Genomic DNA, 13,123 nt, shown 5'->3' with positions numbered 1-13,123 from the left:
CCTGTCAGACCCGCGTGCGAACATATGTTCGTGCGCTGTGAGGCGTCCATTCTGCACGCGGACCTGGATTCGTTCTATGCCTCCGTCGAACAGCGGGACGACCCCGGGTTACGGGGCCGCCCGGTCATCGTCGGTGGTGGCGTCGTGCTGGCCGCCAGCTACGAGGCCAAGGCCTACGGGGTGCGCACCGCGATGGGTGGAGCGCAGGCGCGCCGGCTGTGCCCGCACGCGGTGGTGGTGCCGCCGCGGATGAGCGCCTACTCCAAAGCCAGCGACGCCGTCTTCGAGGTTTTTCGCGACTGCACGCCTCAGGTGGAGCCACTGTCGGTGGACGAGGCGTTTCTCGACGTCGCTGGCTTGCGCCGGGTGTCGGGCACGCCGCTCGACATCGGCGCGCGACTCCGGGAAGACGTCCGCGCCCGAGTCGGTCTGCCGATCACCGTCGGCATCGCCCGGACCAAGTTCCTGGCTAAGGTCGCCAGCCAGGAAGCCAAGCCTGACGGCCTGCTGCTGGTGCCTCCGGAGAAAGAGCTGGAGTTTCTGCATCCGCTGCCGGTACGCCGCCTGTGGGGTGTGGGTGCGGTGACCGCGGACAAGCTGCACGCGCACGGCATCACCACGGTCGCCCAGGTCGCCGAGCTCGGTGAATCGATGCTGGCGTCCATGGTCGGCCCGGCGATGGGCCGTCAGCTCTATGCCCTGTCCCGCAACATCGACCGTCGGCGCGTCACCACCGGGGTGCGCCGTCGTTCGGTGGGCGCCCAGCGGGCGTTGGGCCGGGCAGGGACCACCATGTCAGCCACCGAGGTCGACGCGGTGGTGGTGAACCTGATCGACCGGATCACCGGCCGGATGCGCGCCGCGGGACGCACTGGACGCACCGTCGTGCTGCGACTGCGCTTCGAGGACTTCAGCCGGGCAACCAGGTCACAGACCATGCCCTGGGCGACGTCCTCGACCCAGCCGATCCTCGCCACGGCCCGTCGGCTGGTGGCGTCGGCGGCGCCGCTCATCGCCGAGCGGGGCCTGACGTTGGTCGGGTTCGCGGTGTCGGGCATCGACCGCACCGGCGCCCAGCAGTTGACGCTGCCGTTCGGCGGTGAGTCACCCGCGGTTGACGAGGCGATCGATGAAGTCCACCGCCGCTACGGCAAGTCCGCGCTGACGCGTGCCGTGTTGGTCGGACGCGACCCCGGGCTGGAGATGCCGCACCTACCGGACTGACCAGTCCAGCAGCTTCTCGACGGACCAGGTGTTGATAATGCGGTCGACGGGAACTTCCGCGTCCAGCGCACGCTGCGCGCCGTAGCCGAGGAAGTCCAGCTGGCCCGGCGCGTGCGCGTCGGTGTCGATGCTGAAGACGCAGCCGATGTCTTTCGCGAGGTTGAGCAATCGGGTCGGCGGGTCGCGGCGCTCGGGACGGGAGTTGATCTCGACCGCGGTGCCATGGTCGCGGCAGGCGGTGAACACCTTTTCGGCGTCGAACTTCGATTCGGCGCGGATTCCGCGGTTGCCCGCAACCAGGCGCCCGGTGCAGTGCCCCAGCACGTCTGCGTGGCCGTCGGAAACCGCCCGCACCATCCGCCGGGTCATCGCCGCCGGCTCCATGGCCAGCTTCGAATGCACGCTGGCCACCACGATGTCGAGGCGGTCCAGCAGCTCGGGCTCCTGGTCCAGGGTGCCGTCTTCGAGGATGTCGACCTCGATGCCGGTGAGGATGCGTAACGGGGCGAACTTCTCCCGCAGCTCGTCGATCACGTCGAGTTGCTTGCGCAGCCGATCCGGCGACAGGCCATTGGCGATCGTCAGCCGTGGTGAGTGATCGGTCAGCGCGCAGTACTCGTGGCCGAGCGCGGCCGCGGTGGCCATCATCTCCTCGATCGGCGCCGACCCGTCGGACCAGTTCGAATGCAGGTGCAGGTCCCCGCGCAGCGCCGTGCGAACCTCGGCCCCACCGAGATCCTTTGCGTTGGAACGCAATTCGACCAGTTGGTCGGGTTCCCGGCCGGCCCACGCCTGGGCGATGACCAGTGCGGTCCTGGGGCCGATACCCGGGATCGACTGCCAACTGTTGGCCTGACCGTGTCGCTCCAGCGCGGCTTCGTCGAGACCCTCGAGGATGTCGGCGGCCTTGCGGTACGCCATCACCCGCCGGGATTCCTGGCGGTCGCGGTCCTTGTAGTAGGCGATCTGGCGCAGTGCGAAGACCGGGTCCATCAGAGCAACTGTCCGACGATGAACCCGGCGAATACGACGCCGAAACCGCCCATCTCGCCGATGATGAGCAAGGCCATGAAGAACCCTGTTCCCCGCACCGGCGGGTCGAATTGGTTCTCGGTGTCGCGGCGCGCGCCGTGCACGATGTAACCGACGATCGCGCCGACGAAGAAGAACACCGCCACACCGGTCGCGGTGAGGTTCACCCACGCCGGCCACGCACTGAGTTCGACGAACGGCGCGAACAACAGCGTGGCGAAGGCATACAACAGTGCGGCCCGATGGGCGATATCGACGTAGACGTGCGCGCGGTGATCCTCGGCGACCATGATCTGCCGGTACTTCCAGACCCCGAGAGCCAGCGCCAGAAGAAAGATCAGCCCCGTCGCGAGCAGCGTGAGTTTGGTGTCGAGTCCGAGAGCCATCGTTCGGCCGAGTCTACTGTCGAGATCATGCGCTTTGCATTCAAGACCTCACCGCAGAACACCACGTGGCCCGATATGTTGGCCGTCTGGCAGGCCGCCGACGACATCGACGTCTTCGAATCCGGCTGGACCTTCGACCACTTCTACCCGATCTTCTCCGACTCCACCGGGCCCTGCCTGGAAGGGTGGACGACGCTCACCGCGCTGGCCCAAGCCACCAAACGGCTGCGGCTCGGCACCCTGGTCACCGGCATCCACTACCGCCACCCGGCGGTGCTGGCCAACATGGCGGCCACGCTCGACGTGATCTCCGGCGGCCGACTCGAACTCGGGATCGGCGCCGGTTGGAACGAGGAGGAATCCGGTGCCTACGGCATCGAACTCGGCAGCATCAAGGAACGCTTCGACCGGTTCGAAGAAGCCTGCCAGGTGCTGATCGGCCTCCTGAGCGAGGAGACCACCACCTTCGACGGTAGGTACTACCAGCTCAAAGACGCCCGCAACGAGCCGAAGGGTCCCCAGCGGCCGCACCCGCCGATCGCCATCGGCGGCAGCGGGGAGAAGCGGACGCTGCCCCTGACCGCGCGCTACGCACAGCACTGGAATTTCGCCGGTGGCACACCGGAGGAATTCGCGCGCAAGCGCGATGTGCTGGCTGCGCGCTGCGCCGACATCGGGCGGGACCCGAAAGAAATCACCTTGTCGGCCCACCTGGGCCTGGGGCCTGATCGCAATTACGGGCAGGTCATCGAGAACGCGGCGGCCCTCGGCGCCGAGGGCTTGGACCTCGGCATCGTCTACATCGCCCCGCCGCATGACCCGGCCGTCCTGGAGCCGCTGGCCGAGGCGATCCGGGACTCGGGTCTGTGGGGCGCCGCCGACGCTGGGTAACTGAATCGTCGATTCGCGGATCAAAGGGTGGGGCAAGGCCGCCTGTGAAATCCTGTGTGCGTGTCCACGGCGCCCACCCCCTCCGGGGTCGTGACGTTCCTGTTCACCGACATTGAGGGATCGACCCGCCGGTGGGAGGCTGACGCTGCGGCGATGCGGGCCGCACTGGCCGCGCACGACGAGGTGTTGCGCACGGCGATTGAGGGCCAGGGCGGCTGGTTGTTCAAGCACACCGGCGATGGTGTGTGTGCCGCGTTCGTATCGCCCATTGCTGCGGTCGAGGCCGCTGTCACCGCCCAACGAGCCCTCGACCTGCCGGTACGCATGGGCTTGGCGACCGGCGAAGCCGAGTTTCGCGACGGCGACTACTTCGGTACGGTTCTCAATCGGGCGGCCCGGGTGATGGCCGCAGGGCACGGCGGTCAGATATTGGTGGCCGCATCGACCGCTGGACTGCTGACAGGCATCGACCTCGTCGATCTGGGACCCCGGCGGTTACGGGATCTGCCGACCCCTATCACCGTTTTTCAAGTGGTGGCGCCCGGCCTGCGAGACGAATTCCCGCCGCTGCGGACAATGGTCGCCAATCTGGGAAACCTCCGGCGTCCGGACACCAGCCTGATCGGTCGCGAGGCCGAGACGGCCCGCATCGAAGCGGCGGTGCGAGCGCACCGCATCGTCACACTGACCGGTGTGGGGGGAGTCGGCAAGACCCGCCTCGCATTGGAGGTCGCGCACCGTCTCGTTGGTGAATTCCCGGACGGCATCTGGCTTTTCGAGCTTGGGATGGTGACCGACCCGGCCACGGTCCCCGAGGCGGTGGCCGCCGTCCTCGGCATAGTCCAACAACCAGGGAAGACCGTCACCGAGTCGGTGGCCACCGCCTTGGACGGCAGGGTTCAGCTGTTGGTGTTCGACAACTGCGAGCATCTGCTCGGGGCCGCCGCCGATTTTGTAGAGGCCGTGCTCGCCGAGGCGACGACGGTGCGGATCCTCGCGACCAGCCGCGAGGGCTTGAGTGTCCACGATGAACAGCTTTGGCCCGTTCCCTCACTCGACATGACCGGAGGGTTCGACTCCTCGGCGGCTGCTTTGTTCGTTGAACGCGCCGGCAGCGTGGTGCCCGACATCTCGATTTCACCGTCCGACGCAACGTCGGTCACCGAGATCTGCCGCCGGCTCGACGGCATTCCCCTGGCGATCGAACTCGCGGCCTCCCGCATGGCATCGATGACCGCCGGCGAGCTGCGCGATCGTTTGGATAACCGCTTCCGGCTGCTGGTCGGCTCACGGCGGGGACTGGAACGACACCAGACATTGCGCCACGCGGTGGCGTGGTCGTACGACCTTCTCGGTGCGGCCGAAAGATCTTTGCTGGCAAGATGTTCGGTGTTCACTGGTGGGTTCGACGTCCAAAGTGCCTGCGCGATAGCGGAATTCAATGACGCTCAGGACGTTGACGAGTACGCGATCCTCGATCTACTTGACGCCCTGGTTCGCAAGTCGCTGCTCATTGCCGATCGGTCGACCGGGCGCACCCGGTTCTCCATGTTGGAGACCATCCGTCAGTTCGCTGAGGAGCAGCTGGTTGCTTGTGGTGCAGCCGAAGCCACGCGTCGCGCACATGCCCGCTACTTTGCTGGGCGCGAACCCATGGTCCTCGCCCTGTGGGCCAGTCCCAAGGTCCGGGAGCTCCTCGACTGGTTCACCTCGGAGTTGCCCAACCTGCGTAGCGCTTTTCGCTGGGCTGTCGAGCAACACGACCTCGAAGCCGCCGCAGCCATCGCCATTTGCGCGGCGAACTTAGGGATACAGAGCGAAATCTACGAACCCGTCGCGTGGGCCGGAGATCTGATCGAACCGGCGCGGGCCGCCAACCATCCCCGGCTCGCGACCCTGTATACCCTGGCGGCGGTCTGCTACATGACCGGCTCCGTCGACGAGGCGATCCAGTACGCAGACGCCGGCCGGCTCGCGATCGACAGCGGCAAATTCGACGACGTGCAGAACGGCCAGGAGGGCGTTCTCACCGGTGTCTATTGCCTCATCGGCCAGCCCGAACGTGCCGTCGAGTGGTGCCGCGCCCAACTTGCCCGGAACCGCGACACTCATGGAATCACCGCAGTCAACCTGGTCCTGGCGTTGATCTGGGCCGGCCGCTACGACGAGGCGATGGCGGCCGCGGATGGCCTCGTCGCCGCCGTCGAACCCACGAATAATCTGTGGGCGCTTTCGTTTGCGCTGTTCGCCGAGGGATACGCCTTCACCCGCGCCGATCCCGACCGCGCACTTTCTGCGCTGCGCCGTGGCATGACAATCGCTCAGGACTCGGGCAGCCGATACAACATGACAATCATGGCAGCGGGGTTGTCCCGACTCGAGGCTGCGCACGGCGACCCGTTGGCCGCGTTCGAATACATCGCCACGGCCATTCGCACCTACCACGATTCAGGCAGCGCCCCGGGGATGTGTAACTCTCTTGCCATTCTCGCCGCCCACCTCGACCGAGTAGGGCGCTACGAGGCCGCGGCCACGATTGCCGGCTTCGCCAGCACCCCGCTGACACTGACGGGCCTCCCCGAATTCACTGCCGCCACCGCCCATCTCCGCCTAGCACTCGGCGATCAGGTGTACGAATCACTGTTTGGGATGGGCACGACGATGACCACCGCCGCCGTGGCGGCTTACGCCTTCGAGCAGATTGAGCAGGCGCTGGCCGAGCTGCGCATTGCCTAGCAAATCAGCGAGAGTCAGGAAGCGCGACTACGCCGTTGGGGCCTCGCCATTCAGATCGCGAAGCGCAGCATCTCTTCCGCCGTCACCAAGCGCTCGTTGCGCGCCGGGAACTCGCGGCTCTTCATCGGGTGGCGAACCAGAGACCAGGCGATTCGCCCCATTCGTGACCGGGGAACTGGGTTCATGTGCACGGTGATGACTCCTGCGATCGATCTAACGCAACCGTGGCTCCGGGCGGCCCGAGCGTGCCTCTATGTGATGGAGCCCACAGGAAATTATTAGACACCCGTGTTCTGGCAAACGTACGGCGGCGCGCCGAACTTTTATCAAATGTTTCAGGTGTGACTGTTGTGGTTAAGTCAGCGGCGCCGCGGTCGGCTTGATCGGAGCCGGCAGCGCGCTGGTTCCCATCAGGTGTCGGTCCACCGCCGCCGCAGCGGACCGACCCTCGGCAATCGCCCAGACGATCAGTGACTGACCCCGGCCCATGTCTCCGGCGACGAACACACCGGGGACCGATGTCTCGTAGTCATCGCCGCGTGCGACGTTCCCGCGCTCGGTGAACTTCACCCCGAGCTCGGTGAGCAGGCCCGGCTTCTCCGGACCGACGAACCCCATCGCCAGCAACACCAGATCGGCATCCAGCTCGAAGTCGGAGCCTTCGACCTTGACGAACTTGCCGTCCTGCATCTGCACTTCGTGCACCCGCAGCCCGGTCACATGCCCAGCGTCGCCGAGGAACTCCTCGGTGTTCACCGAGAACACCCGCTCGCCGCCCTCCTCGTGTGCCGAGGCGATGCGGTACATCAGCGGATAGGTCGGCCACGGCGTAGACGCGGCACGGGTCTCCGGCGGACGCGGCATGATCTCGAACTGGTGGATCCGGGCCGCGCCCTGTCGGTGCGCGGTGCCCAGGCAGTCCGCACCGGTGTCACCGCCACCGATGATCACCACCTTCTTGCCCCTGGCGGTGATCGGCGGCTCCCCGTCCGGCCCCAGCACGTCGTCGCCCTCCTGGACGCGGTTACCCCACGGGAGGTACTCCATCGCCTGGTGGATGCCGTCGAGGTCGCGGCCCGGGATCGGCAGGTCCCGCCATGCGGTGGCCCCACCGGCCAGCACGACCGCGTCGAAGTCGGCGAGCAGCTGCTCGGCGGTGATGTCGTGACCGACGTTGACGCCGGCCCGGAACTGGGTGCCCTCGGCGGCCATCTGCGCCAGGCGACGATCAAGTACGCGCTTTTCCATCTTGAACTCGGGGATGCCGTACCGCAGCAGTCCGCCGATCCGGTCCTCGCGCTCGAAGACGGTGACCTTATGCCCGGCGCGGGTGAGTTGTTGCGCCGCCGCCAATCCGGCAGGGCCGGAGCCCACCACGGCGACCGTCTTTCCGGTGTCGCAGTGCGGCAGTACCGGCTCCACCCAGCCCTCGTCGAAGGCCTTGTCGATGATCTCGAGCTCGATCTGCTTGATCGTCACCGGATCCTGGTTGATGCCCAGCACGCACGCCGGCTCACACGGCGCCGGACACAGCCGGCCGGTGAAGTCGGGGAAGTTGTTCGTCGCGTGCAGCCGCTCGATCGCGTCGCGGAAACGGCCGCGGCGCACCAGGTCGTTCCATTCCGGGATCAGGTTGCCCAGCGGGCAGCCGTTGTGGCAGAAGGGAATGCCGCAGTCCATGCAGCGGGTCGCCTGCTCACGCAGGGTCTCGACCTCGAATTCCTCGTAGACCTCTTTCCAGTCCTTCAGCCGCAACGGGACGGGCCGCCGCTGCGGCAACTCCCGGTGGGTGTACTTCAGAAAGCCAGTTGGATCAGCCATGAGCCGCCGCCATAATCGCCTTGTCAATGTCAGTGCCATCGCGTTCGGCATCAGCGATCGCTTGCAGCACCTTCTTGTAGTCTCGCGGCATCACCTTCACGAAGTGCCGCTGCTGGTTACGCCAATCGGCCAGAATGCGTTGGCCGACAGCAGAATCGGTGGCATCGACGTGCGCCGTGATGATGCCGTGCAGGAACTCCGCGTCGTCGGAGTCCAGCGTCTCGGAGTCGACCATCTCGATGTTGAGATTGTCGGGCAGTTTCTCGTCGGGGTCGTAGACGTAGGCCACACCACCGGACATGCCGGCGGCGAAGTTGCGCCCGGTGCTGCCGAGTATCACCACCCGGCCACCGGTCATGTATTCGCAACCGTGGTCACCGACGCCCTCGACCACCGCGTGTGCCCCGGAGTTGCGCACCGCGAACCGCTCGCCGACCACGCCGCGCAGGTACACCTCACCACTGGTGGCGCCGAACAGGATCACGTTCCCGCCGATGATGTTGTCCTCGGCGACATAGCCTTCCGGCGCGTTGTCGGACGGCCGCACTACGATCCGGCCGCCGGACAGTCCCTTGCCCACATAGTCGTTGGCGTCACCGTAGATACGCAGGGTGATCCCCTTGGGCACGAAGGCGCCGAAGCTGTTACCGGCCGACCCCTCGAACGTGATGTCGATCGTTCCGTCCGGCAGCCCTTGTCCGCCATAGGCTTTCGTCACCTCGTGGCCGAGCATGGTGCCGACGGTGCGGTTGACGTTGCTGATCGTGGTCGAGAACCGGACCGGCTTCTGCGAGTCCAGGGCTTCCCGGCTCATCACGATCAACTGCTGGTCGAGCGCCTTGTCCAAGCCGTGGTCCTGCCGTGAACTGCAGTACAGGTCCTGGTTCATGAACGCCGACTCGGGCTCTTGCAGCACCGGCGTCAGGTCCAGGCGGTGCGCCTTCCAGTGTGCGCGGGCCAACGTGGTGTCCAGCGCTCCGGCCTGACCGACCGCCTCGTTGACGGTCCGGAAGCCCAACTGCGCCATGTATTCCCGCATTTCTTCGGCGATGAACATGAAGAAGTTCTCGACGAATTCCGGCTTGCCGGTGAACCGCTCGCGCAGCAGCGGGTTCTGGGTGGCCACCCCCACGGGGCAGGTGTCCAGATGGCACACCCGCATCATGATGCAGCCGGCCACCACCAACGGCGCGGTGGCGAAACCGAATTCTTCGGCCCCGAGCAGTGTCGCGATCATCACGTCGCGGCCCGTCTTGAGCTGGCCGTCCACCTGGACCACGATCCGGTCACGTAAGCCGTTGAGCAACAGGGTTTGTTGCGTCTCGGCCAGCCCCAGCTCCCACGGCGCACCCGCGTGCTTCATCGACGTCAGCGGCGTCGCGCCGGTGCCGCCGTCGTGGCCGGAGATCAGCACCACGTCGGCGTGCGCCTTGGACACACCCGCTGCCACCGTCCCGACGCCGTTCTCGGACACCAGCTTTACGTGCACTCGTGCGGAGGGGTTGGCGTTCTTCAGGTCGTGGATCAGCTGCGCGAGATCCTCGATCGAGTAGATGTCGTGGTGCGGCGGCGGCGAGATCAGCCCGACGCCCGGGGTGGAGTGCCGCACCGAAGCCACCCACGGGTACACTTTGTGGCCCGGAAGCTGGCCGCCCTCACCAGGTTTGGCGCCCTGGGCCATCTTGATCTGGATGTCGGTGCAGTTGGTCAGGTAGTGCGAGGTGACGCCGAACCGGCCCGAAGCGACCTGCTTGATCGCGCTGCGCCGCCAGTCCCCGTTCGGGTCGGCGTCGAAACGCTTGACGTCCTCACCACCCTCGCCACTGTTGGATCGGGCGCCCAACCGGTTCATGGCGATGGCCAGCGTCTCGTGCGCTTCGGCGGAGATGGAGCCGTAGCTCATCGCCCCGGTAGAGAAGCGCTTGACGATTTCGCTGGCCGGCTCGACCTCCTCGATCGGCACCGGCGGGCGCAGGTCGGCCCGGAATTTGAGCAGGCCGCGCAGGGAGGCCATCCGCTCGCTCTGGTCGTCGACCAGCCGGGTGTACTCCTTGAAGATCTTGTACTGGCCGCTGCGGGTGGCGTGCTGCAACTTGAAGACGGTCTGCGGGTTGAACAGGTGGTACTCGCCCTCGCGGCGCCACTGGTACTCCCCGCCCACCTCCAATTCGCGGTGCGCCCGCTCGTCCGGCCGGTCCAGGTACGCCAGCGCATGCCGGGCAGCTACGTCGGCGGCGATGTCGTCCAGGGTGATACCGCCTGTGGGACAAGCCAATCCGGTGAAGTACTCATCAAGCACGTCCTCGGAGATGCCGACGGCCTGGAAAAGCTGCGCGCCGGTGTAGGAGGCCAACGTCGAAATGCCCATCTTGGACATCACCTTCAAGACGCCCTTGCCCGCGGCCTTGACGTAGTTGTTGAGCGCATGGCTGCGTTCGATGCCGTCGATGACGTTGCGGTCGAGCATGTCCTCGATCGACTCGAAGACCAGATACGGGTTGATCGCGGCCGCGCCGCACCCGATCAGCAAGGCCATGTGGTGCACTTCGCGGGCATCGCCGGATTCGACCACCAGGCCCACGTGGGTGCGCGTGCGATCGCGGACCAGGTGGTGGTGCACGCCCGCGACCGCCAGCAGGGACGGGATGGGCGCCATGGTGTGGTCGGAGTTGCGGTCGGACAGGATGATCAGCCGCGCCCCGTCTGCGATCGCCGCCGACGCCTGCGCCCGCACCTCATCGAGTGCGGCCGCCAGGCCGGCGCCGCCCTCGGCGACCGGGTACAGGCAGTGAATCACCTTGGACCGCATGCCATGTGGCCGTCCGTTGACCTCGTCCTCGGGGTTGAGGCTGATCAGCTTGGCCAGCTCGAAGTTGCGCAGGATCGGCTGCGGCAACGAGATCTGGTGACAGGAGTTCTCGTCCGGGTTGAGCAGGTCGCGCTCCCCGCCGGTGGTGCCCTGCAGGCTGGTCACCACCTCTTCGCGGATGGCGTCCAGCGGCGGGTTGGTCACCTGCGCAAAGAGTTGGTGGAAGTAGTCGAAAAGCATGCGCGGACGCTTCGACAGCACCGCGATCGGGGTGTCGGTGCCCATCGACCCGAGCGGCTCGGCGCCGGTGCGGGCCATCGGGGCCACCAGCAGGTTGAGTTCCTCGTAGGTGTAGCCGAAGGTCTGTTGCCGCACAACCAGGCGGTGATGCGGCATCCGGACGTACTTGTTGGCCGGCAGCTTGTCCAGCGGAACCAGTCCGTTGTCGAGCCACTCCTGATAGGGGTGCTCGGCGGCCAGCTCGGCTTTGATCTCCTCGTCGGCGACGATGCGGCCCTGAGTGGTGTCCACCAGGAACATCCGGCCCGGCTGCAGTCGCATGCGCTTGACCACGGTGGTCGGGTCCAGGTCCAGTACGCCGGCCTCTGAGGCCATCACGACCAGGCCGTCTTCGGTCACCCAGATCCGGGAGGGCCGTAATCCGTTGCGGTCCAGCACCGCTCCGACAATGGTGCCGTCGGTGAACGTGATCGACGCCGGCCCGTCCCAGGGCTCCATCAACGAGGCGTGGTACTCGTAGAACGCCCGCCGCGCCGGGTCCATCGACTCGTGCCGCTCCCACGCCTCGGGGATCATCATCAGCACCGCGTGGGCCAGGCTGCGTCCGCCCAGGTGCAACAACTCGACGACCTCGTCGAAGCGCGCGGTGTCCGACGCCCCGGGCGTACAGATCGGGAACAACTTCTCGACGTCGTCCTGCGAACCGAAGATGTCGGTCTTGATCAGCGCCTCGCGGGCGCGCATCCAGTTCTCGTTGCCGGTGACGGTGTTGATCTCACCGTTGTGCGCCACTCGCCGGAACGGGTGCGCCAACGGCCAGGACGGGAACGTGTTCGTCGAGAACCGCGAGTGCACGATGCCCAGCGCGCTGCTCACCCGGCTGTCCTGCAGGTCGAGGTAGAAGGCCTTGAGCTGCGGGGTGGTCAGCATGCCCTTGTAGACGAACGTCTGACCGGACAGGCTCGGGAAGTAGACGGTCTCGCGTCCGGGCCCGTCCTGTCCCGGGCCCTTGGTCCCGAGTTCGTGCTCGGCGCGCTTGCGGACGATGTATGCGCGACGTTCCAGCGTCATGCCGGAGGCGCCGGCCATGAACACCTGTCGGAAAGTGGGCATCGCGTCGCGCGACAGCGCGCCCAGCGAGGAGTCGTCGGTGGGCACGTTGCGCCAGCCGAGCACCTGCAGGCCCTCGGATTCCGCGATCTTCTCCACCGCGGCACACGCGGCTGCCGCATCTTTGGACGACTGCGGCAGGAACGCGATGCCGGTGGCGTAACTGCCCGCCTCGGGCAGCTCGAAATCCACGACCTCGCGCAAGAAGGCGTCGGGGACCTGAATCAGGATGCCCGCGCCGTCACCGCTGCGCGGCTCGGCACCGGCAGCACCGCGGTGCTCCAGGTTGAGCAACGCGGTGATCGCCTTGTCCACGATGTCGCGGCTACGCCGGCCGTGCATGTCGACGACCATGGCCACACCGCATGAATCGTGTTCGTATGCGGGGTTATAAAGCCCGACGCGCTTGGGCGTCATACCCACCTAACCCTTCAGCAGACTCTCTGCACGGCCGCTTTGCGTATCGACTTTCACCGATCGTGAGACCGCACCCGGAGGTTGCGGGGCTGAACCCCCTCGGTCTCATCGACAGGCTGTCCGCCAAGCGGAGATAATCCGGTCAGGGATTCGTCCGTGCAGCGTTGAACGGTAGCCCCATACCTAATTTCGACAAGTCGTAAAACGATATGACAAAACCCGCCTGACATGCCAACTTACCAATACTAACCTTTCTGCTGGCGGCTCCGTAAATTCGCTGTTACCAGCGATCGACAGCATCGTGGCCTGACCTGCGACCATGGAAGACGGTCGGGCACTGTGGCGAGGATCGCACCGAGAAGCCGCCGTTGCCCGACTGTTGGCGAAAGTTTGCTGCAGTGGTCACATGCGTAACACCGGGCGCGCGAGGGCGCGTTGGCGATGCGCAGGCAATCGA

Annotated in this window: 7 protein-coding genes; 3 read left to right on the top strand and 4 right to left on the bottom strand. The window is 66.3% G+C overall.

All coding sequences use genetic code 11. The features are described from left to right. Positions 1 to 24: 24 nt before the first annotated feature. A complete protein-coding gene (gene dinB, locus ACNQS7_RS20675) occupies positions 25 to 1,224 on the top strand; it encodes a DNA polymerase IV (RefSeq protein ID WP_418014027.1) in 1,200 nt (399 codons plus the stop codon). On the opposite strand, the gene ACNQS7_RS20670 is transcribed toward dinB, so the two are convergent. Both ACNQS7_RS20670 and ACNQS7_RS20665 read right to left on the bottom strand, forming a co-directional pair. Next, positions 1,213 to 2,217, bottom strand: coding sequence for a PHP domain-containing protein (locus ACNQS7_RS20670; RefSeq protein WP_418014026.1), 1,005 nt, complete (start codon positions 2,215 to 2,217; stop codon positions 1,213 to 1,215). The two genes, dinB and ACNQS7_RS20670, sit on opposite strands and share 12 nt — an antisense overlap. Further along, positions 2,217 to 2,642 carry a hypothetical protein gene (locus ACNQS7_RS20665; protein ID WP_418014025.1) on the bottom strand — a complete coding sequence of 142 codons (426 nt, stop codon included), beginning with the start codon at positions 2,640 to 2,642 and terminating at the stop codon, positions 2,217 to 2,219. The genes ACNQS7_RS20670 and ACNQS7_RS20665 overlap by 1 nt, the downstream gene beginning before the upstream one ends. A gap of 27 nt (positions 2,643 to 2,669) precedes the next feature. Between ACNQS7_RS20665 and ACNQS7_RS20660 the strand changes: the two genes are divergently transcribed. Further along, positions 2,670 to 3,533 carry an LLM class F420-dependent oxidoreductase gene (locus ACNQS7_RS20660; protein ID WP_418014024.1) on the top strand — a complete coding sequence of 288 codons (864 nt, stop codon included), beginning with the start codon at positions 2,670 to 2,672 and terminating at the stop codon, positions 3,531 to 3,533. 60 nt (positions 3,534 to 3,593) lie between these two features. Next, positions 3,594 to 6,269 (top strand): ATP-binding protein, encoded by a 2,676-nt coding sequence (locus ACNQS7_RS20655; RefSeq protein WP_418014023.1) that lies wholly within the window; start codon positions 3,594 to 3,596, stop codon positions 6,267 to 6,269. Positions 6,270 to 6,623: 354 nt separating this feature from the next. Here the strand turns inward: ACNQS7_RS20655 and ACNQS7_RS20650 are convergent, their stop codons facing one another. Both ACNQS7_RS20650 and gltB read right to left on the bottom strand, forming a co-directional pair. Then, positions 6,624 to 8,090 carry a glutamate synthase subunit beta gene (locus ACNQS7_RS20650; protein ID WP_418014022.1) on the bottom strand — a complete coding sequence of 489 codons (1,467 nt, stop codon included), beginning with the start codon at positions 8,088 to 8,090 and terminating at the stop codon, positions 6,624 to 6,626. After that, positions 8,083 to 12,666, bottom strand: a complete 4,584-nt coding sequence (gene gltB, locus ACNQS7_RS20645) for a glutamate synthase large subunit (RefSeq protein WP_418014021.1) — start codon at positions 12,664 to 12,666, stop codon at positions 8,083 to 8,085. The genes ACNQS7_RS20650 and gltB overlap by 8 nt, the downstream gene beginning before the upstream one ends. Between the last annotated feature and the right edge of the window lie 457 nt (positions 12,667 to 13,123).

It is taken from the genome of Mycobacterium sp. 23 (assembly GCF_048287075.1).
GTDB classification, from domain to species: domain Bacteria; phylum Actinomycetota; class Actinomycetes; order Mycobacteriales; family Mycobacteriaceae; genus Mycobacterium; species Mycobacterium gordonae_B.
This window is presented reverse-complemented; position numbering and strand designations above follow the sequence as displayed.